This window comes from Pseudomonas sp. GW823-FHT06B06 (assembly GCF_058795195.1).
The window spans coordinates 1-22,539 of record NZ_JBXAHO010000030.1 but is presented as its reverse complement, the minus strand read 5'-3'; the positions used below and the strand labels follow the sequence as shown (position 1 = coordinate 22,539).

Here is a 22,539-nt window from a genome sequence, read left to right as displayed (position 1 = left end):
TATCATTCCCCTATAACGCTATATTTACTGACGTATGCCGGCCTATCTACTTTATGCTGCAGAACATCGAAAGCCCTCTGCAGAGACTCACAATTTAGATGCTCGTCCCCACTCACAATAGCAAGCATGGATGCCTCCCTCAGAATTTCAACAATCGTCCTGAGGGGAGAATATTCTTCCTTCATGGCATCAGTCATGACCGTTCTTTTTGATAGTTCAAGAAGCTTTTTACAGAAAGTTTTATCGATGATAGATGCCTGCTTAAGGGGCATTAGACCCACGAAACCTAACACAAATGCGTAAAAAGATTTATTACATTTAAGCGGAGGCAAATTGGCACTACGTAAATTGAAGCGACTACTAATAGTGGCATCGCCGCTAAATAACTTTTCGAGTTGCTCGGGATCTCCGCTCAAACAGACATTCATAGCCCAGTTGACACCAGAGAAACCTTTTATGGCACCTAACTCGATTTCGAGTCGCTTACTACTCAGAGCCAAAAGCATCGGCGCTTCGTCAATAAATACTCCCCACACTTTGTTTTCCCGGATTAACCTCTCCGCCATGGCGAGATCTCGGCAACTTTTATTAAGAGGTCTGTGATCTGGATGGAATTGGAGCCCAACCTCCATTAGCATGAGCTTAGTCAAATCCAGATTTGCGACATTTCTTACCAAGTCAATGTAAATGACCTTTCCCGGCCAGTCGGAATTAGGGGTGCAACTCTGCTTTGCAATCCAAGCTCCGATGGTACTCTTACCCTGCCCAGCCCGGGCCTTAATAGACATCCCGGAGTTATAAGACATCCGGGGCAATCTTAATAAGCTTTTGTAACTTTCGATTACTTCCATGGTAACTTGTCGAGGCAGAAAAATTTCTCGCGCGCAAGCGATTATCCGCTGTTCGTCGGTTAGGCTAGCGAAGTCTTCAGAATTAGGTTTCATATGTAACTACCTTTCAGAGGTTCTACATCTGCTTCATCAAAATCTTCAGAGTCTTCGTCTCTGTGCGAAACTGGACGGATTGGAGACTGAGCAAATGCACCAACCGCTTCAATTTGCCTGCCATTGGCTATGTTACGAGCCCGCTCTCGAGCCGCGACCTCTATTTGTGTTTTGATTTCCCGCTGGCTCAAATGCACCCGTTCCCCATCTGAAGTTAGCGAACCTGGACTGGGTTGACCATACTTATAGGCTTTATAAACCAGCATCGATATGGGCCCGTTTTCATAAGGTCTAAGTTTATCCAGGTGTGGGCTAAGCCTTTTGATAGGAACCCATTTTTTATCATATTCAACCCAAGCGCGATCGATATCAGAATTATCAATTTTTACTCTGACCGGAGTCTTTGACTTGTTAAAATACGGCCCCAGTTCATAAAGCAACCCAATAACAATTATTCCTTCCCTTCTTACTGTCACATGGTGCTCATGATACATCTCAATAACAAAGGCTAAGGGGTCTTCGAACCTTGGTGGTGTTCTAATAACCCCTTCATGCTCTCCGTATTCATTTATCCAGCGCTGATTCGATGTCAGCCCATCAGAACCAACCTTTTCATGCCGCCGACAGATTTCAGTGACAACCAACTTAAAGGCGTCTTCCAGGGTATACAGTGCTGATTCTTGCACTTTTGTTCCACGTGGTTTTTTTCCGGATGACGGTACTGCGCCCTCAAGAGTCTGGATGAAATAACGAAGGATTATTCCAAGTCCGCGTTCAATTGAACCGCCGCTTTGCTTCCGCTTTCTTCGCTTATGTGCAACACCATGGAGAGAGCAGGATGCTTTTACAGTATTTGCGTTAAGGTCGGGCCCCCCGTCTACGAGAAGAAGGGACATACGCCCGTACTGAATCCACTTGTAAGTCTCGTCAAGTCCAAGAGAACGAAGAAGCTCATCCTTCGGTTTGATGGCCATCTCAATGGCTTGAGCCAACGTCCATCGGCTAGGCGCACCAAAATAAAGCGCGAAGCCCAGATACGCTTTCGTGAATTTGTCCTTTACCAACATCAAGTATGGACGGCCTAAGATACGCCCCGTGTGCTTGCATCTCACATGAAGATCAAGCGGGCTACCATCAGCCTCAACAATTTCAAGAGGTGCCGAGGCAATCATTCCATATGGATAGCTGCCAAATTCGTCTGCGGCTGCCTCATGCCCCTTCTTTGCCTTCAACCTCTCGCGCTCAGTGAGAATCACTCGTAGCCGCCGCCGTATCGTGCTAGGCGATGGTGCAACCCCAATTTGATCATGACAGGTAGCGATGATCGTATCGATTACCTGTTGCTCGTTAGCACCTGGGCCCGTATAGCCTTTAGAGAGCTTCTGAATCAGCTCCTCGACCTCAGCTGGGAATTGAGTCTCACCTTTAGTACGCCCCGACTTTTTCGGTACAAAAATCGTCCAGGATTTGTGCACCAAGTATGCACTCTTGAGTTTCCTGACCATTGTACTACCCAGACCCAGCAGTACCTTCGTTTCCTCAAAGGTTATCTCATCATTTATCAACCGTATAAATATATATTCACGGCTTTTAGCGAATTCGATCTCTTCCGGGGTATACGGAGATACCGACCGAGTGTCTCCCTCGATAACAGGAGCATTGGAGATAACCCAGCCTCTAAAATCTTCGACGCGATCATCTGATACCCAAACAACATTTTCTTCAGGCTCATCAATGATCTCTGGCAATGACCCTCTGAGGTAAATACGATTTATTGCAGAGTCGTAATCGACAACCGTAAACATTCCCGGACTATTACGCAGAAACACCAGATTACCGGGATCATACTTCATCTTCGCCCACTCCGATCTCCGGTTCTACGTAGCCGTCGCCTTTGTTACTTGCAAGCCTAGCCTTAACTAACGATCTAGTTGGGGTGTCGATTCCGAGTTGAGAACAAAACCAACATACATCTAGATAAAATACCTCTAAAGAGCGCTTGTAGTTCCCGGAGTCTTGCTCCAGCACTGCTAGCACTAAGAAGTTAGTGACTGCATCCACTTCGTATGTTGCACCATTGACAGATGCTAAACGAAGATACTCAATCAAATATTCAGAAAAATTATTATATTTTTTCTGACTTGCTGAGCCGGAATACGCTGCTTCTTTAATCACCTCTCGGACGTGTTCACGAAAACGGTCTGACGGGTTCTCTTCAGCCACTATGTGCTCTGATGGCAAGAAGAACCTCTCTCCGTCTCGCAACCGACAAAGATAAAGCTCGTCCTTATCCCGGTTAGTTCTAAGGACGTAACAGAGTTCGGGGCTGCGAGTGGTGTGAACGAAGGAGCCTATGGCGATCATGGTTGCGGGCCTGGGAAGGTAATTCCTGCCTATAAGGTTAGATCGCGCTGACAAACAGACCAGTGCCGCTTGTCTAGAAAAACACAGGTATGTAACCTATTGATTTTATTGAACGTCGTTTCACTAAACTGTGTTAAAAGTGTTTCATAGAAACACAGGTTACTGAAATTTTCTTAGAAGTTACCGCTAATACAATCACTTAGTGTGAGGACGCTGAATCAAGAAAATGGACAATGTGGCTCGTAAGTTACTGATTCTACAAACCCGCTTCTGACGTCCACTCCTGTTCTATCGCGCCAGGCAAAAGCACTGCGCCAACAGTGCCAGGCACGGGGCCGTACTGATGGATTCGGTGAGCGATTCCGGAATCGAGCTCTATCGCCTCGTCTTCCTCAAGCAACGCAATCCGTCGTCGACCAGCACGAATATCCACTCCGCCTTTGAGCGCCACCACCAGTTTGGTTTCCCGACGATGCAACAACGGCAAGTTGTGCGCATGCAGAGGCAAGACAAAACGCGTGTCTGTGCCCGCCCCTCCGATGCTTGCCCCAGCTACATCAATCCAAGCCGGATATCCGCTGGGATATCAACAGCAGCGCCTCTGAGTTTTCAACGTTCATGAGCACTCCGAAATGCATCTATAGGTAGGACTTATGCGAAGGATTGTATATCGGTCTTGGACGCTATCGAGATAACCGCAGAAGATTGCTTCACACCCAAGCAACACCAACCTAGTAACGCCAACTCAGCAAACCCGATAGGAGAAACACCATGCAACAGTCCCACGCTTACAACGACACCAGCCTTGAGCTGACCGCGAAAATCCTGGACGCCAAAGCTCGCAAAAATCTGTCCTTTGAAGACGTGACCAAAGGCACCGGCCTCGGCCTGGCTTATGTCACCGCCGCCCTGCTCGGTCAGCACCCGCTGCCTGAAGCTGCTGCCAAAGTGATCGGTGAAAAACTGGATCTGGACGCCGACTCGGTTGCCCGCCTGCAAGTCATCCCGCTGCGCGGCAGCCTGTCGGGTGTCCCGACGGATCCAACCATCTACCGCTTCTACGAAATGATCCAGATCTACGGCACCACCCTGAAAGCTCTGGTTCACGAACAGTTCGGCGACGGCATTATCAGCGCCATCAACTTCAAACTGGACATGAAGAAAGTCGAAGACCCAGATGGCGGTCACCGTGCGGTGATCACCCTTGACGGCAAGTTCCTGCCACTGCGTCCTTTCTAAGGATGCAACCGGACCTGTAAATCGGCCCGCAGCCTTGCGGGCCTGCTTCAAAAAATTTCTTAACCCTTTCGATCAATCACCACATTTGAATGGAGGATTCGTCATGAAAAAAATTCTGTTTCTCGCCCTGTCCCTGACGGCTTCGCTGTCAGCCTACGCACAGGAAGCTGCGGTAGCACCTGAGGCCGTTCCATATGCGTATGGCATGCACCTGGATGTCGCCAAAGTCATTCACATCACCCCGACGGCTGATGTCTGTGGCCCGACGCCAGTGCAAATGACTTACCGCGATTTGCACGGTGAAATCCACATCCTGGAATACAACGTGATCGGTAGCGGCTGCACCAACTAATTGTCACTCACTCAGCACTCAATGAAAGGTAAACACCATGAAAGCGCTCATCGAAGGTTTCTTGAAGTTCCAGAAAGAAGCATTCCCACAACGCACTGACCTGTTCAAACACCTGGCCACCACGCAACATCCCGGCACGTTGTTCATCACCTGTTCCGACAGTCGCGTCGTACCGGAACTGCTGACCCAGCAAGAGCCTGGCGAACTGTTCGTGATCCGTAACGCTGGCAACATCGTGCCGTCCTACAGCCCGCATTCCGGTGGTGTGTCGGCCACAGTCGAATACGCCGTCGCCGTACTGGGCGTGACCGATATCGTGATCTGCGGCCATTCCGATTGCGGTGCCATGACCGCTGTCGCCAAGTGCACCTGCATGGATCACCTGCCTGCGGTCGCGGGCTGGTTACAACATGCCGAGTCGGCGAAAGTCATCAACGAATCGCGTCCTCACGCCAGTGAAGCCGCCAAAGTCAGTTCCATGGTGCGTGAAAACGTCATCGCCCAACTGGCCAATATTCAGACTCATCCAAGCGTGCGCCTGGCTCAGGAAAAAGGCCTGGTGAATCTGCATGGCTGGGTCTACGACATCGGGACCGGTTCAATCGACGCCCTGGACGCCGACAACAAGACCTTCAAGTCACTGGTCAAGCATCCGAACACCGTTGCCGTTCATGCCCGTCCAGCAAAAGCTGTTGCCTAAATCAGCCTCTAATTTTCAGGAGTACTCAACATGATTGAAGTCACTATGTACACCACCACGACCTGCCCCTACTGCCGTAGTGCCAAGCGTTTGCTTGATGCCAAAGGGATTGCGTACAAGGAAATCGATGTACGCTCAGTCGACGTGAAGACCGAAATGGTCAGCCGAAGCGGTCGCCGTACCGTCCCGCAGATCTTTTTCGGCAACTGGCACGTTGGCGGCTTCGATGACTTGGCTCAACTTGAAAGCGAAGGCGGCATCGACCAGGTACTCAACCCGCGCATGGCGGGATGAGTATCTGGTCGATGCCAGCTCACAAATCCAGCACCAGGGGGGCGTCGCCCTCCTTGGCTTGCGCTGGCACCGCACAACAAATCAGTACCTCCCCTTCGGCCGGCATCTCAGCCGGCAGGTTCAGATAATGCACTTGGCCACTGACCAATCGGGTCCGGCATGTACCGCACGATCCGCCCCGGCAACTGAAGTCCGGGTTCAGGCCACGGCTCTCGGCCAGTTCCAGTAAACTCCCGCCACCCGGCTCCCAACGAGCTTCCTTCGCCGATGCCGAGAACAGCACTTTGACCGGGCTGCTTGCCGCGGGTATCTGCTCGACCTCCGGGGTTAAATGATCCCGTTGGCGAACCAGGGTCGAAGGACCGAAAGTCTCCGCGTGAATACGATCATCGCCAATACGCAACTGACGTAGACCGTCGTACAGCGCCTGGGTAAAAGCACCAGGGCCGCACAGGTAAAAGTCGTAATCGTCCAGGGGCAGCAATGCCTTGAGCAGTTCGACATCCACACGCCCCGCCACCTCAAAATCCTCACCAACGCGAGCATGAGTTTCCGGCTGACTAAGCAGGCGCAGCGCACGAATTTTATCCTTGGCACGGGTCGCGAGTTCGTACAGCTCATCGCGAAACCCGAGTTCACTCAGGCTGCGCGCACTTTGGATGAACCAGGTCGGTCGAGTGCGACGGATACGTTCGCCTTCATAAATCACTTCACGCAGCATCGACAGCAGTGGGGTCACGCCCACGCCCGCGGCCAGCAAAACCAACGGTCGATATTCATCGGCTTGCACCGTGAAGCGCCCTTGAGGGGCACGGGCTTCAACCAGATCCCCTATCTGAACGCGGTCGTGCAGATGCGACGAGATGAGTCCGTCACGCTTGACGCTGATGCGGAAAAAACTGTCCGACGGCGCACTCGACAGGCTGTAGGTTCTGACCAGAGGCGCCTGTCCTTCAGCAAGGCAAAAGCGCACCGGCAGATGTTGGCCAGCCTCAAACCGCGGTATGCCCGCGCCATCGGCCGGTTCAAAGTAGAAGGAGCGAATGGAGCTGCTCTCGTCAACTATCCGCGTCACCCTCAGCGGTCGCCATTGATCGCGCAGGTTATCGGCTTGCAATCGGCCCTCAGCTTGTTCCCAACTGCCCGTCATCAGGCTGTTAGGCGAAAAACCTTCAAACCGCCAACGCAGGGCCAACACAGCCTGACGTCGAACCACCTGTTCCACGGTCAGTGTCCAGAGTCGCTCAGCTCCCTGAAAGGCAGCAATCTCCGGGCCCTCGAGAATAATCTCGGTACGCCCGCTGACTTGCAGCATGTCGCCTGTTTCAAAATCGATGAACACCAGCCCTGCGCGTGGGTTAAGCACGAAATTACCCAAGGTGTTGAAGTGCAGGTTGCCAGCAAAATCGGGAATCGTCAGCACGTTGCCTTCTATCCTGACGAAACCTGAATTGCCCCCCCGGTGAGAAACGTCCACCGAGCGCCGGGATGCATCGCCATCCAGGTCGACATAGCTGGCGATGAAAAAGGTATCGGCCTTGCTGATGGTCGACTTTGCGGCTTCATCCAGTTCACTGAGACATTCGGCTGTTACGTTTGCTGAAGCTTGGCCAAGGCTGACCGGCTCAACGCCTCGCAACTGTATGTATTGCGGGCAGTTGCCGAAAGCGTGCACCACAGAAACGGTAAAACCGCCTGACGAGGCGGTACTGATGTTGCCGTTCATGCGATTGCGCCTTCGGGTCTTCAGGTCAATACCAAGCAATCCCACAGCAGCGCCCTGCTTGAGGGCCGCCCGAACCGGATCACCCTCGGCGGGCAGGCGGTCGAGTTGCAGCATTCGCGGATCGGGAGAATGGATGAAGCCAGTGGGGCCTTCGATCAACGTGGCCCAAGGCATCCCTTGTTCATCGACCGCGCCCACCACCAGGTAAGGCAACTGGTTGTAAAACAATCGATGCTGATCAGGCATGAAGTCACGTACGACCTTGCGTCCGAATATCTCCATTTGATCGGCGACGCCGACGCTTTCCTGCAATTCACGCTCACCCGCATGCCAAGGGGATGCTCCTGGCGCGTCCGACTGACTCATGATCACCTCTACGCATTCGTAAACAGGTGCCCTTCACCCGCCGCCCGGCGAGGAATGGTTGAATCCCCGGCAGCGGGGTAAATACGCAATTGCCGGTGATTATCAACTCTGCGTTTTGCAACCTCATGAAGCTCGAGACAGACCCTGCACGCACTCGAGCAACACGGAATCGCCTAAGGGGGGTAGCGATCCCGCTATGGAAGCCCATAAAGCTTTTTTCTGTCTTGATCAGCTTGAACAGATGGACGAATTTGCTCCCCTTTAGCGTAGGCCCGAACCACTGCTGGGCGCATGCTGATTTTCTCTAGCCAAGCGGCGACGTTAGGATAACCATCGAGCATCATTCCTTGCTTGTCATGTTGCAGCACCCAAGGATAGATCGCCATATCGGCAATGGAATATTCGCCGGCGACGTAAGGTCGTTCGCTCAATTGCTGCTCCAGAACGCCATACAAACGTTCGGTCTCTTTACTGAATCGTGCCACGGCGAGCGGCACATGTAATCGACAGCATTGGAAAGACTGAACATTGGGTTACCTTTTTCGGCAGCGAATGAAAACATAGACCACATACTCGTCAGTGCTCAGCACTTCGGCGTACCCTTGATAAAGAGTCGATCGGAGTTGGTGGAACATTTCAGGGCACTTGCGGCGTTTCGTACCAACCACGGTCGGGGGTGGCGAAGCGCATCTTCTTGCGGATGAAAGCGGCATTTTCGACACTGGTTATTTTTTCGAGCAGTACGAATGCAACTTCGGTGGCAGTGCCCGGCCCGCTCGAAGTGATGATCTGGTCATCGACAACCACGGGGCGATCGACAAAGCGTGCACCGGTTTCCAACAGTTGGTTTTTCCGCTTGCCGCCCTCCTGGTGGTAGGTCGTGGCGTTCCTGTCACGCAGCACGCCGGCCACGCCCAGGCACACGGAAGACACGCAAACGCTCGCAACGGGTTTATCGGCTTCGACGAAATGCCGGATGGTCGCCAGGAAGGGTTCGCTCAAGGCTTCCTCGTAAAAACCCGACGGTTCAAAACCACCCGGCAGTGCCAAGGCATCGAAGCTGCTCAAGTCCAGTTCGCTCAATAGAAAGCTCGGATTGAGCGTGAGACCGAAGGTAGTCACGATCTTTCTGCGAAGGCCGGCGTTGACCAGCTCCACAGGGTGATCACCCAGCAGGTTGGCCCAGCCAAGCACATCGGTAAAAGCGGCCATTTCCAGAGGCTCTACGCCGTTGGCCAGTAACATAAGCACGCGTTTCATCGGTCATGAACCTCTGCTGTACAGCATGGAAAAGTATGTGTGCTTATGCTCCGCCTTAACCGTGATGCAGAGAACGACCACAAAACACAATCCACTATTTCGCTCACTGAAATGCCCGAACGGCATTTGTATCCGTTTGTAGTTCAGGGGATTGCAGACATATTTCCATGCGCCGGGCGGGCAAGTCAGACGTGACCGTAGCTACGCTGATCAAGCCTCGAGCGAACCCGCCTGGAAAACCGTTCCGTCGTATTTCGTCTATGGCGACAAGGACAAGAACATCCCTGCGCAAGCCCAGGTGTTCATGGCTGAACGGGCACACGCCAAGAAGACTGTCGTAGTCAAAGGCGCGTCCCATGTGGTGATGGTGTCCAATCCGAAAGTCGTTGCCAGCCTGATTGAAACAGCTACCACTGCATGACTAGCAGTGACCTCCGCTGTTGCGTGCGCTGCAAGCGTTCAAAGAACATCCGGCTGCATGGCCGGATGCTCGCGCAGGCCGTCGACGATGTGGTCAACAAAACTGCGCACCCGCATCGAGGCCTTGCGCCCTTCGCGGTACACCACGTGCACCGGCAGCGCCGGTAACTCATAGGGCTGCAACACACACCGCAATCGCCCCGTGTTCAAATACTCGTACAACGGATAGCTCAGACAACGGGTAATGCCGGCGCCATAAGCGGTTGCATCAATGGCCGCCTGTACCGTCGCGCAACTGATCCGTGTCCGGGCTTTTAAGTGATTCACCTCACCGTCGTGCTGGAAGTCCCACTGGACGCTGTCTCGATAGGCATGGGTGGCGACCAGTCGATGATTTTGCAGATCCTCAGGTACGCCGGGTTCACCGTGAGTACCCAGATAAGCAGGGCTGCTGCATACCATCGAGCGTACATAGCCCACCTGTCGTGCGATCAATGACGAACTTGGTAGATGGCCGACCAGCACCGCCACATCGATGCCCTCTTCATGCATGTTCGGAAAACGATCATGGTATTGCGCAAAGACTTTTACCTCAGGATAAAGACACATGTAGTCCGTCAGAATCGAGGTCATGACATAACGGCTGAACAGCAAAGGCATCAGCACCGTGAGATTGCCTTGGGCCTGAACGTGCAAGCCCTTGGCCGAAGCCTCTGCGTCTTCGATGGCTCTGAGAATGCGTGAACAATCGGCCATGAAACCGGCACCGGCCTCGGTCAGCGACACCCCACGGGTGCTTCGAACTAAGAGAGGCACGCCAAGACGTTCCTCCAGCCGTGCAATGGCGCGAACGACCGTAGGTCCGGACACACCCAGACAAAGGGCCGCAGCAGCCAGACTGGGCCGCTCCGATAACGCTTCGAACATCAGCATTTCATGATAGCGATCCATCAGTTGGAACCCTTCACCACAGCCTTGAGCGCCGAGTTCTTGCCGAGTCGATCCGCGAGAAAATCCACGAAGGTACGAACCTTTGCCGGTATGCGGGTGCTCTTGAGGTAGACCACTTGAATGGGCAGCGCCGGTGGTTCGAAGTCTTCCAGCACCAGTTCCAGTTCGCCTGCCGCCACTTGGTTGGCCACCTGATAGGACAACACCCGCGTGACACCCCAGCCAAGACTGGCGATATTGATCGCGGCCTGATTGGCGGTGACCACCAATCGCGGTTCGAATCGAAAGCTCAGGGCGTTGCCGTCGTTGACGAATTGCCAGTCGCTCAGCAAATGGCTGGCCGAAGACATGACAATGTTGGCGTTACTGAGTTCACCGGGATGACGCGGCCTGCCGTAGCGTTCGAAATAATCGGGAGTACCGCAGATCACCTGACGTACTTCGCCGACTTTGATGGCGTGCTGATTAGTCTCACGCAAGTGGCCGATGCGTATGGCCACGTCGATACCCTCGTCCGTCATGTTCACGACACGATCCACCAGCAAGGCATTGAGGTGCACCGAAGGAAACTGGTCCACGTAGTCGGCCAGCAGCGGCGCGATGTACAACTCGCCAAACAGCACCGACGCGGTCACGGTCAAATGCCCGCACGGTATCGAGTAACTACCGGCAGCCGCCTCCTCCGCTTCGTCGATATCACTGAGGATACGCCGACAATCCTCGAGATAGCGTTGACCCGCTTCGGTGAGATGAAGGCTGCGAGTGGTTCGAGAAAGGAGCTGTGTGCCGATTCGCTCTTCCATCGCGGCGATGGCACGGGTCACGCTGGGGGGAGAGATATTCAACAGGCGAGCGGCGGCGGCAAAGCCTTCTTCCTCGGCTACTGCCATGAATATCTGCATTTCTTGAAAACGATCCATAGGCGCCCCTGTCTTGATGAGAGGACAGCGAGGTATCTGGCCGCTTGCGCGGGAAGACCTGATTGCCAGTATCGTCGGCTACAGCGACTTTCGCACGCGCCGTCGGCGCTAGCAGCATGTACGTAAAGCGTCCTGGGGAGAACTGCGAAACAAGGAAAAGGAGCTTACCGGAGTTATTCTCCGGACAAGCTCCTTCTGAACCGAGTCAAGCCTCTTGCAAGCCTACAGCAGTACGTTGCATGCCAACGAAGTTCTGCAACCCTTCGATGCGGCTCAACCAGGCACGGACATTCGGGTAGTCAGTCAGCGCCACGTTACCTTCCGGTGCGTGGGACACGTAAGTGTAGGCGGCAACATCGGCGACGGTCGGCTTGTCACCGGCCAGGAATTTGCTCTGACCCAGCTCCTCCTCCATGACCTTGAGCAGGGCATGAGAACGTTTGATCGTTTCTTCGGCGTCATAACCGGCACCAAACACGGTGATCAATCGCGCGGTGGCAGGGCCCGAATTGATTTGACCGGCGGCCACAGATAACCAGCGTTGAACCTTGGCTTGCTCTACCGGATCGGTCGGCAGCCATTGGCCCTTGCCATATTTGGCGGCGAGATAAGCCAAGATGGCGTTAGAGTCTGCCAGGACGGTGCCGTTGTCATCGATCACCGGCACTTGGCCAAAACGGTTGAGAGCCAGGAAGTCAGGCGCTTTGTGCGCGCCCTTCATCAGGTCCACGAATACCAGTTCGGTTGGCAGTCCCAGCAGGGACAGCATCAGTTCGACCCGATGAGAGTGGCCAGACAAAGGGTGACGATAAAGTTTGATCGCTTGCTGGGACATGACGTGCTCCGATTGTTGTTTGAGTTCGACCCGGTGATCGCGTCGATGGAGTTATCTTCCCCTCCTCTCGTAAACAGCGGAATGACCAGCAATTACAATCCAGCATTTCATTACGTGTAATGATCATTTTGCCAAACCTACTGCCCCACCGACACGCCCAACATCAAGTCCATAAAGGCCACTGACGCCGCGCTGTGATAGTTGTTTTTACGTCGTAACAGGGCGGCTCCACGCCGTGGCCCCTTGTCCAGCAACGCGATCCTGCGCAGGGCTCTGTCCTGGGTAGCGATGGGCTCCGGAAGAATAGTGGCGACCGCCGTGTGCCGCATGACTTCCAGCAAAGTGTTGACCGAATTGACCTCGATCACCACCTTGGGTGTGATCTGCGTCTTGGCGAAGTACTCGTCAATACAGATGCGGGTGGCGAAGTCGGGAGTCAGCAACGCAAAGTCCAGTTGAGCAACCTGCTCGGCGGTTAACGGTTTTTTACAGTCGTACAACGGATGATCTCGCCCCACCACCAGCCCCAGGGTTTCAATAAAAGCTGGGATCGTTTCGATGTCCGGGTTTCGCACGTCATCAAACGCAATGGCGATATCCAGTGAGTCATCCGCCAGGCCGGTTTCGATATCGGCCATGGAGAGTTCAAAGATCTCCAGATGGATATTTGGATAGAGAGCCATGTAGTCGCGCATCAACGGTCCTACCAGGTAAGCCATGAACGTCGGCGTCATGGCCAGGCGCAGAGTGCCGCGGGACAGATCCTTCACATCGTGCAATGCGCGCTTGCCAGCTTCCAACTCAACCAATACTCGACGCGCACATTCGATGTAGGCCTGCCCCGCATCGGTAGGTTTTACTGTGCGCGAGGTTCGATCGAACAGCACTACGCCAAGCGTTTCTTCCAACTGTCGGATCTGTTGCGACAAGGTCGGCTGGGAAACATGCAGCGCCTCGGCTGCGCGGGTGAAGCCGGAGTTATCGGCGACAGCCAACAAATAGCGCAAGTGTCGTAGCAGCATGGGATGTTCCCTCTATAGGCCCTGCTTATGCGTACATTGTATATCGGTCTTGGATGCTATCGAGCGACCAGCAGAACATTGCTTCACACCCAAGCAACACCAACCGGCAACCGCCACCAAGCAAACCCGATAGGAGAAACACCATGCAACAGTCCCACGCGTACAACGAAACGGCCTCGAACTGACCGCGAAAATCCTCGACGCCAAGGCGCGTTCATCAGCGCGAGAAGCGGTGTAATAAAGTGCTAAGCACCACACTGGGTCTTCGCACCAAGATGGGGATGACTACTGCGGTGGTGTGGCCTTGAAGCTGGGTAGTGCCTGAATCCGATTCCACCAGTCAGCGAATCCGCTGATGGCAAATACTTGCTCCGCGTCCGGAGTCATCGCCAGATAAGCGCACGCCGGTGCCAGGTACAAATCGCCAATGCTCAACGCCGGGCCGGCAAGAAAAGGATCACTGCCTTTGATCTTCATCAACTCGGTTAGCACCAGTTTGGATTTTTCGATGCCCTGGAGGCGGGAGGCATCGTTCTGTCCTCCGATAAAGTCGGGGAACAGGTAATAACCGAAGACTGGAACCATCGAGCCATAGCCATAGGAGTCGTAGATTGACTGAGCCATATGACTCCTGGCTCGATCCCGAGGCGTTTTTGGGGTAAGCGAAGTCCCAGGCAAGACCTCGTCCAGGTAACTCATGATCGCCGCCGTTTCGATCACCCTGAATCCATCGTGATCAATTACCGGCACCTTGCCGAATGCATTACGTGCAAGGTGTTCCGGTGAATGCGGCTCACCTTTCATCACGTTTACTTGTAGCTGATTGAACTCCGCACCTTTCTCCTTTAGCAGCATCTTTACCGTGCGTACGTATGGGCTGCCATCAAAACCATAGAGAGTGAGACTCATGACAATTGCTCCAACCTGGATGGACATTATCGAGACCCTGGCCTGCACTCCTTGTTGCGGTGCCAGAAGAATCGAGTCTGCAACACATCAAAAAACGAGCTTGTCGGCATACGGGAGCAACGGGGGCGTGAAGGCCGCTTAGGAGGTCAACGTCAGTTTGACGCTGCTGTAACCGATGTTGGAGTTGGCGTACACCCGGGCAAGCCCATTCAATGTAGACCATCCAATGATGAGTGAACGGAGCATTGACGACGAGTTTCATCGAGGCTTACTTTCACTACTCCGTTCAAACCCAGCTCAATTCCAAGCAAAGGCGCGAGGCCGATTCCGCCTGTTCTTCAGTGCGAGCTTGCCTACCAACCGGATCGCAACGGCCGAAAACATGATGCCAGACGGCAACACATACCAGGCGCTCATGGGCCAGAGACTGGAGTACGCAAGGTCACAAACTCTTCTGCTGAGGTCGGGTGCACGCCGATCGTTTCATCGAACAGTCGCTTGGTGGCACCCGCTTTGAGCGCGATGGCCAAGCCCTGGATGATGTCTCCTGCATCGGGACCCACCATGTGCGCGCCCAGTACACGATCAGTACGAGCATCCACCACCAGCTTCATCAGCGTCTGTTCGGATGACTCCGTGAGGGTCAGTTTCATCGGTTTGAATCGGCTCTCGAACACCACGACTTTGTGGCCGTTTTCGAGCGCTTGTTCCTCCGTCAGGCCAACGGTGCCGATGTTGGGCTGGCTGAATACCGCCGTGGGGATGTGGCGGTAATCCACTGGACGATATTGCTCGGGTTTGAACAGTCGGCGTGCAACTGCCATACCTTCCGCTGTCGCCACTGGAGTCAGTTGCACTCGGCCAATCACATCGCCCAATGCAAGAATCGATGGCTCGTGAGTTTCGAAATTGTCATTAACGTCGATGTATCCCCGCTCGTTGAGTTCGACGCGCGTATTTTCCAGCCCCAGATTGTCGAGCATCGGCCGCCGACCCGTGGCGTAGAAAATGCTGTCAGCCTCTAGTTGACGACCGTCGTTGAGCGTCGCCAGCAGGCTGCTATCTGACTGTTTGTCGATCCGCACTATATCGGTGTTGAATTGCAGTTGCAGTCCACGCTTGGTCAGTTCTTCAACCAGATGCGTGCGAACTGATTTGTCAAATCCACGGAGAAAAAGATCGCCGCGATACAGCAGAGTCGTGTCGGCACCCAGGCCGTTGAAGATTCCGGCGAACTCGACGGCGATATAACCGCCACCGACAACCAGAACGCGCTTCGGCAGCTGCTTGAGAAAGAACGCCTCATTCGAGGTGATGGTATGTTCGCGGCCTGGAATCTCCGGAATTTGCGGCCAGCCGCCTGTGGCAATCAAAATGCGTTCGGCGCTGAAACGCTGCCCATTGATCTCCACATGATGCGCATCGGCCAGTCGTGCATGACCTTCAAGCAGTGTTACGCCGCTGTTGACCAGCAGTTTGCGGTAAATACCATTGAGCCGTTCGATCTCACGGTTCTTGTTTGAGATCAATTTTTCCCAGTCGAATTGGGCCTTGCCAGCAGTCCAGCCAAAGCCCTCGGCCTGCTCAAAGTCGTCTGCAAAATGCGACCCATAGACCAGCAGCTTTTTCGGTACGCAACCGACGTTGACGCAGGTGCCACCGAGATAGCGACTTTCCGCTACCGCTACTCTCGCACCGAATCCTGCGGCAAAACGCGCTGCACGCACACCACCGGAACCTGCCCCGATCACAAATAAGTCAAAGTCGTAGGTCATCTCAATTCTCTGCAAGGCAGCACTACACAGGTGCTGTCGAATGTCGTTAAAGGGGAGAAAAACGAAGTTTCAATGCACGAAAAAATGGCGCACACCGTTTCAAGACCGAAGTCTTGTTCTGGTGCGTATTGAATCTGTGCGTGACAGGCGCCGCCCTGGATTCGCTAGCCAGCGCCCCCATCAGGTGTGGCAACAAGAAGCCGCCTTCGAATTCGGTAGCGTTCATGGCTGGAGTGTCCAACCAAAGATTACCGTCGCAGGAATGAGTCACTTCAATCATGTGGGGACTCCCAGGGTGGACAACGAATTAACCCGAAATGAGCAATTGCTTCTGAGGGCCAGTCTCGCCATCTAAAGGCGATTAGAGAACAAGCACGGATGTCATGACTTAATTGTGCTGGGTGAAACAATCCGGTGATGCATTGCTCTGGAAATGTATCTGGAAGAGCGGACGCCTGTTCGCCCGCAGCGCGATTCTCTCCGGCGATGGCGTGTAGGTTTTGGCGATATCGAGGGGCACCCCAGTCCGAGCAACCTCCTCCGCCGGTGCGGCCAAGGCGCTGCTGGATAAGATGGCAAACGTCAGAGCCATCACGGGTTTCCAGATATTTTCCGATAAGCGATTCATGCGCGACTTTCCCGCAGGAGCTGGCGAGCGGAGTCGGCCATGACGGGTAAAGAGCCGGCAAGCATCAACACGTCCTTGAGCACCAGACGACCGCCACCGGACAAGTAAGGAAAACCGTGTTGAGCGTCACCGAGAGCACCCACCCAGGCTTCGGGCGTAGTGATCAGAAAGCTCAACGTCACCAGTGGCGTGCCGAAGGCCAATGCACCACCGAGCAACCCGGTGCGTCGAGAGATCGGGTTGGACAGCACCAACAAGCCGATCAGCAGTTCGACAATACCCAATCCGGTCGAGAACCCATATGTGTTGTTGGCTGTCTGCCAAGCGCGCTTCTCGACGTTCAGTTCACCTTCATGAGTCAGGTGTGCCTTGTACTCTTGCGGGTGTTCATAGAAGAACGACATGAACGGGCTGTTGGCGACAAACGGGGTGATGCTGTCCGCCTCATAGGGCACGAACTTGAGCGCGCCAATCCACAGGAAAACAACGCCGATTGCCAGGCGCATAAGCGATGCGCCAAAGGTGTCCAGCTTGCTGATGAATTTTAACCAGGCCGTAAATGAAGTGAGCATGAGACTTCTCCAGAAGATTGAATGTGGAGGTAGTCTGCGGTGTCAACGAACGGTGTTTTTGTTCGTCATGCTCAAGTTGTTGCTTGATCGTCTCAAGGTGTCCTCGACGTTCTGATTGCGTAAAAAAACCTCGACACTTTGCAGCGCCGAGGCTCTAGGTGAACACATGGCGGGCTAGTTTTTCAGCGAGTCAAACGCTTCAAGTGTGCGCAGCGAATAGATGTATGCAGCACCTGCGTTCATCGAGATGGCGGTGGCCAACGTAGCGGCCACTTCTTCTCGACTCGCGCCAGCTTTAATCGCAGTGTTCGTATGAGCAGCGATACACCCGTCGCACCGAGTAGTAACAGCGACGGCGATCGAGATAAGCTCGCGTGTTTTGACATCCAGCACATCGTTTTCGGCAGCGGCTTCACCAAGGGCCATGTAAGCCTTGACCATTTTTGGATTGCTCTTGCCCAGTGCGCCGAAGGCTTTCTGGATAGTGGGCAACAATTCGGACCAATTACTGAACATTGCATAAACTCCTGACCGGGTAGGTGTACTGTTTCAACACGTTCAGTTTTCTACTGTGGTGAGATTCAGGTTTGTTCAATCCGCTCAGTTTTTTCTGCGAAGCTCTCAAATGAATTCAATCGACAAACTCATCAGCTTGGCCAACGTTCGGGGCAGCCTGGATCTGCGTTGCCAGTTTCAGGGGGATTGGGCTCGAGATCACGAACAGGAAGCCTTGGGGAAAGCGCCCTATCACATTGTGTTGGAGGGAGCGTGCCGAGTGGAGTTTCCGGATGGTCAGCGCCTCCCCATGCACGCCGGTGATATTTTGCTGCTGCCCAGGGGTGCACCACATGTCATGCATAGCCTTGGGAAAACGGTACAACCAACATCACCGACACTCGTCTCAGGTGGGATTTTGCCAACATACCGCATTGGGAATGTCAGCACAGATCTGGACATGCTGTGTGGTGGCTTTCACTACAATCGGGCTTCGATGTTGTTTGCAGCTCTACCTGAGTACCTGGCGATTTCCGGTGGGGCCTTAGCGGACAATGGCGTGTTAACGGCGTTGGTCGAGATATTGCGCAGTGAAGCAGATGGCGATCAGATAGGTGCTCGATTTTTGCTCGATGCGTTATCTCAAGCGTTGTTCACTTTGATTCTGCGCGCGCATCTGGTAAGTCACGGTCAAGACAGCGGCACGCTTGCATTACTCAGTGATAAACGTTTGGGGCGTGCCTGGCAGGCGATGCTGGCTGACCCTGCTTACGAATGGACAATTGAGGGCCTGGCCGAGACCGCGAGTATGTCTCGTGCAACATTTATGCGGGCTTTTGTAAAGGTGGCCGGCGTTTCACCGTGGGTGTTGCTTACGCAGGTCCGGATGGAATTGGCCTTCAGCCTACTGAGTCATTCTCACTTGGGATTGAGCGATATTGCGGCCCAGGTTGGGTATCAATCGCAGGCGGCGTTCAGCAAGAAATTCAAGGAGATTTATGGTGAGGCACCAGGTCGGGTGCGGCGCGGAATTTAACTTTCTCCGAGCTTTCCATTTGGCGGAGAACAATGCGCTCGAAAGGAAGGATCTCCCCATTGAGAACGTATCCACGACCATTTCACGCAGTGAAACAGAAGATTGTTTTTTCTGGTCGTTCTCACCCTCTTGATTCAAGCAGACGATGACCCTCGCAGTTGCCCGATTTGCTGTCGGTCATAGAGGCGCGTGTTTAAAACGTTCCATGGACGCTATGCCACTCCCCTTCCCTTGGGACGCATAGGCGCCTCCACATCAATGTCAAATCGCCCCCACTGCGTCAAATCTATTCACATACAGGAACATGAGATGAACAAGTTATTCGCAGGTCTGGCCCTGGCGACGGCGATGGTCAGTTCGACCGCTGCGCTCGCTGCTCCGGTCAAACCAACCGTGGTGCTGGTGCACGGTGCCTTCGCCGATTCCAGCTCTTGGAATGGTGTAATCAAGATCTTGGAGAAAGATGGCTACCCGGTGATCGCAGCCTCCAACCCTCTTCGTTCGCTCAAGGGCGACGCACAATCGGTAGCTGATGTGCTGGCCAGCATCAAGACACCCATCGTCTTGGTCGGTCACTCTTATGGCGGTCCAGTTATCAGCGAAGCTGCCTACGGAAATGCCAACGTCAAAGCTCTGGTGTACGTCGCCGGTATTGCACCCGATACAGGTGAATCCACTGCCGACTTGGCTGGCCGTTTCCCAGGTAACACCCTGGGTCCAACCCTGGCTCCGCCCGTTGAATTGGCCGACGGCGGTAAGGACCTCTACATCCAACAGGACAAGTTTCACGATCAGTTCGCTGCAGACGTGTCGAACGCCGACGCGAAAGTGATGGCTGCGACCCAACGCCCTGTGACCGCAGCAGCGCTCAATGAAAAGTCGAGCGAACCCGCGTGGAAAACGATCCCTTCATGGTTCGTTTACGGCGACAAGGACAAGAACATTCCGGCACAAGCCCAAGTGTTCATGGCTGAACGTGCACACGCCAAAAAGACCGTTGTGGTCAAAGGCGCGTCCCATGTCGTGATGGTATCCAATCCGAAGGTTGTTGCCAGCCTGATTGAAACGGCTGCCACCGCCAAATGACGACTGCTCGCAACCGTCAATGGAGCGGTCGCGGCATTCGATCTACCGCATCTGGCCGCAAGGCCGGATGCACTTGCAGACCCTCGACAATAAAGTCGACAAAACTGCGTACATTCATAATTGGAGAATTTGTGATGACTTCAAAATTGCTTGTTCTAACCGCGACCGTCAGTTTTCTCTGTGGGCTAGTTTTTTCAGTTGCTGCATCCGCTGATTCAACCGCTGGCCCAGTCGCAGAAGGATCTCCAGTGTTTGGCGTAACACTCCCGCCGGGCTACCGAAATTGGCAGTTCGTCAGCATCGCTCATGAAGAAGGTGACAAGCCTGACATTCGAGTCATTCTGGGAAATGATGTCGCGATGAAGGCATTTCGGGATGGAACTCTTCCATTTCCAGATGGCACGATCATCGCTCGACTCGCTTACAAGTATGAGTCTTCCGCGCAAAACAATGCCGCCTTTGGCCGGGAACAATCGTTCATCGCTGGGGAGCCCACCAACGTCCAGATCGAAGTCAAAGACTCTAAGCGTTATGCCAGCACGGGCGGATGGGGCTACGGGCAGTTTGAAAAAGGCAAGCCCAATCCCAGTGAACAGATCATCAATGGCTGCTTCGCTTGCCATAAGAAATTGCCCCCAGCGACGGACCTGATCTTCACAAAATACTCCGAGTAACTGACAGTCTCAGGTACTCAGCTTCGTATCGATGGCCAGGTAAAGCTCGGCAAGCCTCCTTCAGCAAGCTGACGATTTAACAAGGACTCGATTTCTCCGACTCGGATCGAGGACTTCTGCCCACCAAGCTTTGCGTTGATCCTGGACAGATGATTTCTTCTCATGATTGTGCTCATGCCTTGTCCTCCTCGCAGGTGGATCAGTCGCAGTGCATGGGGCAACACCCTTACCGAAAGGCTCGGGTGTTGCACGCAGTTTTTTGCAGCCGCCCACCTTGCATCACGAACCCATACTCCAGGTTCCAGTTCCCCCGAAGCTGAGACCTGTTCCTGCTCCAGCGCCAACCAATGTCCCAATGGAGGTTGAGCCGCGCCAGAAATGAATTAGTGCGCCTATGGCAACAGGTTGTAGGTACCAACTGCATTCGCCTATCAGATCTTTAGGTGGCAAGCTGAAAAAGGTGGTTGAATTCCCTCCAGCGTATACTCCTCCTCCAGCGCCTACGCCGCCGCCATCGCCGTGGAACTGCATTACCTCGCCAGTTTCATATGTCAAGTAACACTCTAGCCTGATATAGAATGCTGCCCAATAGTCGAAGCGGTATGATTTTATTTGGTACTCTACTGTCGTCTCCACAAGTGCTGCCGGGTCTATTTTGCCTGGATACTTTTGGGCGAACATCTTTTTGTGCTCTAAGATCTCGGCATTTCTTTGTTTGTAGATCTGCTCGACGATGTGATCTATCGAGATTTTAGTTTGAGTGTCCATTGTTGTTGCTCTTTATGCGCGGAAAGAGGTAGAGGTTTGTTCTTTGCCTAGGGGTGAGCATTGACTCGCACCTAACCCTAGCATCAATAATTTAGGTGTAAAGTTGAATGAAAGACTGATCTGAAATAAGTCAAATCAAGAATTGCGATATGGCGGCCGCGAAAACTGAGTGCAACACTTCACCCTCCAGTAAGGTGCCGCCATGTCAGCTCCGAACTCTAATATCGCCTTACGTTGGTTTTCCGTTCCACTGCGCCTCGAACCCCTACCTCTGGCTCAGAGAACAGGTCGTACTGCTCAGGCGCAGGTCCAAGTGCCGGCTCGAACAGTTCGGGCCGGTCGTCGTCTTCGTCGTCTTCGTCGTCGGGGATGACAATATAGGTAGGCATGACGGTGTGCTCCTACCGCCCATTCGGGCGGTGGCCATGTTTAGCGGCATTTCTTGAGCGGCCCGCAAGTCTGGATAAATCGCCGCACCTTTGAGTGTAGCCCTCCATCGCCAGTGGCAGGCGGACGCCTTTTCCGTTACAGCCGCTCTACGGCGCGCTGGGCGCGTCCGGCAAGGGCGTCTGTCGTCGCTAGCGCAAGTTCCGCGTCAATGGAGAGCAATACTGTCTGGCCGATGAACAATCAAAGATCATGGCTCCAGTGACATCCGAAGGTAGATCCCATAAGAAACGAAACTCCTTCTGATGCGAATATCGCTCTTGCTTGATGAAGTGCTTTCCCGCGTTAACTATCTGTCCGGTTCTGTGTGAAAGTTCTTGGCGATTTACGTCGTTGCCCGGAAAGCCAAGTACGGCCATGTGCTGGTTATACAGGCATTGGCCAAAGGTATATGAAGAGGCGCTAATTGAGGCTGCAATAGCTTCGGAGAAGCCACGAGGGTCTGCAATCACAAACCCAGAGTTATAACCAAACCTACACATGGGTGTTTGGTCAATGCCTCCGACGGAGGTGCAGAACAAGCGCTGGTTAAATCCGCAGCCGTATTTGCCGCCGATCACGCCGAAAGGCGTTTTTGCCACGAGGGTGACAATGCCCTCTTCATTGTCACCGATCTCTGGGTGGTCGTATGCGTTGAATCGCCCCCGATTTACTAGACGCATGACCGGCCGGTTTGGGTCGATTCTGTTGAAAAAGTCGGTTTTTCAGCTGACCTGAACTCAGGCACGACCATCGCCTAAGAACCGACTCACCACA

General features: G+C 53.7%; 26 protein-coding genes and 1 pseudogene. 8 read left to right on the top strand and 19 right to left on the bottom strand.

The features are described 5' to 3' along the window. Positions 1–2: 2 nt before the first annotated feature. From AC1Q8Q_RS23435 to AC1Q8Q_RS23425, 3 genes are read right to left on the bottom strand one after another with little or no spacing between them, the layout of a single operon-like run. On the bottom strand, positions 3–944 hold the full coding sequence (locus AC1Q8Q_RS23435; protein ID WP_492615544.1) for a TniB family NTP-binding protein: 942 nt from the start codon (positions 942–944) through the stop codon (positions 3–5). Then, entirely contained in the window at positions 941–2,797 is a 1,857-nt protein-coding gene (locus AC1Q8Q_RS23430; RefSeq protein WP_492615543.1) for a TnsB C-terminal domain-containing protein, read from the bottom strand. Before AC1Q8Q_RS23430 ends, AC1Q8Q_RS23435 begins: the two co-directional genes overlap by 4 nt. Further along, positions 2,787–3,167 carry a hypothetical protein gene (locus tag AC1Q8Q_RS23425; protein ID WP_492615542.1) on the bottom strand — a complete coding sequence of 127 codons (381 nt, stop codon included), beginning with the start codon at positions 3,165–3,167 and terminating at the stop codon, positions 2,787–2,789. Before AC1Q8Q_RS23425 ends, AC1Q8Q_RS23430 begins: the two co-directional genes overlap by 11 nt. A gap of 912 nt (positions 3,168–4,079) precedes the next feature. Here AC1Q8Q_RS23425 and cynS point away from each other — a divergent pair. The 4 genes from cynS to grxC all read left to right on the top strand — a co-directional run bounded on the left by cynS (position 4,080) and on the right by grxC (position 5,893). Continuing rightward, the gene (gene cynS / locus AC1Q8Q_RS23420) at positions 4,080–4,547 is read left to right on the top strand and encodes a cyanase (RefSeq protein WP_179055926.1); all 468 of its coding nucleotides are present in this window, start codon (positions 4,080–4,082) and stop codon (positions 4,545–4,547) included. Positions 4,548–4,650: 103 nt separating this feature from the next. Continuing rightward, positions 4,651–4,899: a DUF2790 domain-containing protein gene (locus tag AC1Q8Q_RS23415; protein ID WP_168758129.1), complete on the top strand. Its 249-nt coding sequence runs from the start codon at positions 4,651–4,653 to the stop codon at positions 4,897–4,899. Positions 4,900–4,936: 37 nt separating this feature from the next. Then, on the top strand, positions 4,937–5,599 hold the full coding sequence (locus AC1Q8Q_RS23410; protein WP_168758128.1) for a carbonic anhydrase: 663 nt from the start codon (positions 4,937–4,939) through the stop codon (positions 5,597–5,599). Positions 5,600–5,629: 30 nt separating this feature from the next. Beyond that, complete coding sequence (gene grxC, locus AC1Q8Q_RS23405; RefSeq protein WP_168758127.1) at positions 5,630–5,893, top strand: glutaredoxin 3; 264 nt, start codon at positions 5,630–5,632, stop codon at positions 5,891–5,893. A gap of 19 nt (positions 5,894–5,912) precedes the next feature. Here the strand turns inward: grxC and AC1Q8Q_RS23400 are convergent, their stop codons facing one another. From AC1Q8Q_RS23400 to AC1Q8Q_RS23390, 3 genes are all read right to left on the bottom strand, one after another. After that, positions 5,913–7,985, bottom strand: a complete 2,073-nt coding sequence (locus AC1Q8Q_RS23400) for a 2Fe-2S iron-sulfur cluster-binding protein (RefSeq protein WP_179055925.1) — start codon at positions 7,983–7,985, stop codon at positions 5,913–5,915. A 194-nt stretch (positions 7,986–8,179) separates the two neighbouring features. After that, positions 8,180–8,470, bottom strand: coding sequence for a glutathione binding-like protein (locus tag AC1Q8Q_RS23395; RefSeq protein WP_240963485.1), 291 nt, complete (start codon positions 8,468–8,470; stop codon positions 8,180–8,182). A 151-nt stretch (positions 8,471–8,621) separates the two neighbouring features. Further along, complete coding sequence (locus AC1Q8Q_RS23390) at positions 8,622–9,245, bottom strand: DJ-1/PfpI family protein (protein ID WP_110750126.1); 624 nt, start codon at positions 9,243–9,245, stop codon at positions 8,622–8,624. Positions 9,246–9,462: 217 nt separating this feature from the next. Here AC1Q8Q_RS23390 and AC1Q8Q_RS23385 point away from each other — a divergent pair. After that, a pseudogene (locus AC1Q8Q_RS23385) lies at positions 9,463–9,666 on the top strand (alpha/beta fold hydrolase); the annotation flags it as partial. Positions 9,667–9,704: 38 nt separating this feature from the next. Here the strand turns inward: AC1Q8Q_RS23385 and AC1Q8Q_RS23380 are convergent. From AC1Q8Q_RS23380 to AC1Q8Q_RS23335, 10 genes are all read right to left on the bottom strand, one after another. Beyond that, positions 9,705–10,616: a LysR family transcriptional regulator gene (locus AC1Q8Q_RS23380; protein ID WP_179055924.1), complete on the bottom strand. Its 912-nt coding sequence runs from the start codon at positions 10,614–10,616 to the stop codon at positions 9,705–9,707. Beyond that, positions 10,616–11,536: a LysR substrate-binding domain-containing protein gene (locus AC1Q8Q_RS23375; protein WP_179055923.1), complete on the bottom strand. Its 921-nt coding sequence runs from the start codon at positions 11,534–11,536 to the stop codon at positions 10,616–10,618. The genes AC1Q8Q_RS23380 and AC1Q8Q_RS23375 overlap by 1 nt, the downstream gene beginning before the upstream one ends. A 205-nt stretch (positions 11,537–11,741) precedes the next feature. Continuing rightward, a complete protein-coding gene (locus AC1Q8Q_RS23370; protein WP_168758123.1) occupies positions 11,742–12,371 on the bottom strand; it encodes a glutathione S-transferase family protein in 630 nt (209 codons plus the stop codon). A gap of 137 nt (positions 12,372–12,508) precedes the next feature. Continuing rightward, entirely contained in the window at positions 12,509–13,393 is an 885-nt protein-coding gene (gene cynR, locus AC1Q8Q_RS23365; protein ID WP_492615541.1) for a transcriptional regulator CynR, read from the bottom strand. A 285-nt stretch (positions 13,394–13,678) separates the two neighbouring features. Continuing rightward, positions 13,679–14,302: a glutathione S-transferase family protein gene (locus AC1Q8Q_RS23360; protein ID WP_492615540.1), complete on the bottom strand. Its 624-nt coding sequence runs from the start codon at positions 14,300–14,302 to the stop codon at positions 13,679–13,681. A gap of 413 nt (positions 14,303–14,715) precedes the next feature. Then, on the bottom strand, positions 14,716–16,077 hold the full coding sequence (gene gorA, locus AC1Q8Q_RS23355) for a glutathione-disulfide reductase (protein ID WP_492615539.1): 1,362 nt from the start codon (positions 16,075–16,077) through the stop codon (positions 14,716–14,718). A gap of 46 nt (positions 16,078–16,123) precedes the next feature. Continuing rightward, complete coding sequence (locus AC1Q8Q_RS23350) at positions 16,124–16,357, bottom strand: hypothetical protein (protein ID WP_168758119.1); 234 nt, start codon at positions 16,355–16,357, stop codon at positions 16,124–16,126. A gap of 108 nt (positions 16,358–16,465) precedes the next feature. Next, positions 16,466–16,705, bottom strand: coding sequence for a hypothetical protein (locus tag AC1Q8Q_RS23345; protein WP_492615538.1), 240 nt, complete (start codon positions 16,703–16,705; stop codon positions 16,466–16,468). Continuing rightward, positions 16,702–17,277, bottom strand: coding sequence for a reactive chlorine resistance membrane protein RclC (gene rclC, locus AC1Q8Q_RS23340; protein WP_168758118.1), 576 nt, complete (start codon positions 17,275–17,277; stop codon positions 16,702–16,704). The genes AC1Q8Q_RS23345 and rclC overlap by 4 nt, the downstream gene beginning before the upstream one ends. Before the next feature lie 174 nt (positions 17,278–17,451). Continuing rightward, positions 17,452–17,793, bottom strand: coding sequence for a carboxymuconolactone decarboxylase family protein (locus tag AC1Q8Q_RS23335; protein WP_168758117.1), 342 nt, complete (start codon positions 17,791–17,793; stop codon positions 17,452–17,454). Between the two features lie 109 nt (positions 17,794–17,902). Between AC1Q8Q_RS23335 and AC1Q8Q_RS23330 the strand changes: the two genes are divergently transcribed. From AC1Q8Q_RS23330 to AC1Q8Q_RS23320, 3 genes are all read left to right on the top strand, one after another. Continuing rightward, a complete protein-coding gene (locus AC1Q8Q_RS23330) occupies positions 17,903–18,808 on the top strand; it encodes an AraC family transcriptional regulator (protein WP_168758116.1) in 906 nt (301 codons plus the stop codon). A gap of 309 nt (positions 18,809–19,117) precedes the next feature. Continuing rightward, complete coding sequence (locus AC1Q8Q_RS23325; protein WP_168758115.1) at positions 19,118–19,894, top strand: alpha/beta fold hydrolase; 777 nt, start codon at positions 19,118–19,120, stop codon at positions 19,892–19,894. A gap of 134 nt (positions 19,895–20,028) precedes the next feature. Next, entirely contained in the window at positions 20,029–20,568 is a 540-nt protein-coding gene (locus AC1Q8Q_RS23320) for a cytochrome P460 family protein (RefSeq protein WP_168758114.1), read from the top strand. A 279-nt stretch (positions 20,569–20,847) separates the two neighbouring features. On the opposite strand, the gene AC1Q8Q_RS23315 is transcribed toward AC1Q8Q_RS23320, so the two are convergent. The 3 genes from AC1Q8Q_RS23315 to AC1Q8Q_RS23305 form a co-directional block, all read right to left on the bottom strand. Further along, entirely contained in the window at positions 20,848–21,336 is a 489-nt protein-coding gene (locus AC1Q8Q_RS23315) for a hypothetical protein (RefSeq protein ID WP_168758113.1), read from the bottom strand. Positions 21,337–21,554: 218 nt separating this feature from the next. Then, complete coding sequence (locus AC1Q8Q_RS23310) at positions 21,555–21,725, bottom strand: hypothetical protein (protein ID WP_492615537.1); 171 nt, start codon at positions 21,723–21,725, stop codon at positions 21,555–21,557. A gap of 189 nt (positions 21,726–21,914) precedes the next feature. Continuing rightward, positions 21,915–22,445, bottom strand: coding sequence for a hypothetical protein (locus AC1Q8Q_RS23305; protein WP_492615536.1), 531 nt, complete (start codon positions 22,443–22,445; stop codon positions 21,915–21,917). Positions 22,446–22,539: the final 94 nt, after the last annotated feature.

Excerpts from the sequence above, each read along its gene's own strand:
- AC1Q8Q_RS23375 (WP_179055923.1), bottom strand. The coding sequence starts at position 11,536 with ATGGATCGTTTTCAAGAAATGCAGATATTCATGGCAGTAGCCGAGGAA.
- AC1Q8Q_RS23315 (WP_168758113.1), bottom strand. The coding sequence starts at position 21,336 with ATGGACACTCAAACTAAAATCTCGATAGATCACATCGTCGAGCAGATC.
- AC1Q8Q_RS23415 (WP_168758129.1), top strand. The coding sequence starts at position 4,651 with ATGAAAAAAATTCTGTTTCTCGCCCTGTCCCTGACGGCTTCGCTGTCA.
- AC1Q8Q_RS23435 (WP_492615544.1), bottom strand. The coding sequence starts at position 944 with ATGAAACCTAATTCTGAAGACTTCGCTAGCCTAACCGACGAACAGCGG.
- AC1Q8Q_RS23345 (WP_492615538.1), bottom strand. The coding sequence starts at position 16,705 with ATGAATCGCTTATCGGAAAATATCTGGAAACCCGTGATGGCTCTGACG.
- AC1Q8Q_RS23325 (WP_168758115.1), top strand. The coding sequence starts at position 19,118 with ATGAACAAGTTATTCGCAGGTCTGGCCCTGGCGACGGCGATGGTCAGT.
- AC1Q8Q_RS23305 (WP_492615536.1), bottom strand. The coding sequence starts at position 22,445 with ATGCGTCTAGTAAATCGGGGGCGATTCAACGCATACGACCACCCAGAG.
- cynS (WP_179055926.1), top strand. The coding sequence starts at position 4,080 with ATGCAACAGTCCCACGCTTACAACGACACCAGCCTTGAGCTGACCGCG.
- AC1Q8Q_RS23380 (WP_179055924.1), bottom strand. The coding sequence starts at position 10,616 with ATGGATCGCTATCATGAAATGCTGATGTTCGAAGCGTTATCGGAGCGG.
- rclC (WP_168758118.1), bottom strand. The coding sequence starts at position 17,277 with ATGCTCACTTCATTTACGGCCTGGTTAAAATTCATCAGCAAGCTGGAC.
- AC1Q8Q_RS23350 (WP_168758119.1), bottom strand. The coding sequence starts at position 16,357 with ATGATTGAAGTGACTCATTCCTGCGACGGTAATCTTTGGTTGGACACT.
- cynR (WP_492615541.1), bottom strand. The coding sequence starts at position 13,393 with ATGCTGCTACGACACTTGCGCTATTTGTTGGCTGTCGCCGATAACTCC.
- AC1Q8Q_RS23330 (WP_168758116.1), top strand. The coding sequence starts at position 17,903 with ATGAATTCAATCGACAAACTCATCAGCTTGGCCAACGTTCGGGGCAGC.
- AC1Q8Q_RS23430 (WP_492615543.1), bottom strand. The coding sequence starts at position 2,797 with ATGAAGTATGATCCCGGTAATCTGGTGTTTCTGCGTAATAGTCCGGGA.
- AC1Q8Q_RS23320 (WP_168758114.1), top strand. The coding sequence starts at position 20,029 with ATGACTTCAAAATTGCTTGTTCTAACCGCGACCGTCAGTTTTCTCTGT.
- AC1Q8Q_RS23400 (WP_179055925.1), bottom strand. The coding sequence starts at position 7,985 with ATGAGTCAGTCGGACGCGCCAGGAGCATCCCCTTGGCATGCGGGTGAG.
- AC1Q8Q_RS23370 (WP_168758123.1), bottom strand. The coding sequence starts at position 12,371 with ATGTCCCAGCAAGCGATCAAACTTTATCGTCACCCTTTGTCTGGCCAC.
- grxC (WP_168758127.1), top strand. The coding sequence starts at position 5,630 with ATGATTGAAGTCACTATGTACACCACCACGACCTGCCCCTACTGCCGT.
- AC1Q8Q_RS23335 (WP_168758117.1), bottom strand. The coding sequence starts at position 17,793 with ATGTTCAGTAATTGGTCCGAATTGTTGCCCACTATCCAGAAAGCCTTC.
- AC1Q8Q_RS23310 (WP_492615537.1), bottom strand. The coding sequence starts at position 21,725 with ATGCCTACCTATATTGTCATCCCCGACGACGAAGACGACGAAGACGAC.
- AC1Q8Q_RS23410 (WP_168758128.1), top strand. The coding sequence starts at position 4,937 with ATGAAAGCGCTCATCGAAGGTTTCTTGAAGTTCCAGAAAGAAGCATTC.
- AC1Q8Q_RS23360 (WP_492615540.1), bottom strand. The coding sequence starts at position 14,302 with ATGAGTCTCACTCTCTATGGTTTTGATGGCAGCCCATACGTACGCACG.
- AC1Q8Q_RS23390 (WP_110750126.1), bottom strand. The coding sequence starts at position 9,245 with ATGAAACGCGTGCTTATGTTACTGGCCAACGGCGTAGAGCCTCTGGAA.
- gorA (WP_492615539.1), bottom strand. The coding sequence starts at position 16,077 with ATGACCTACGACTTTGACTTATTTGTGATCGGGGCAGGTTCCGGTGGT.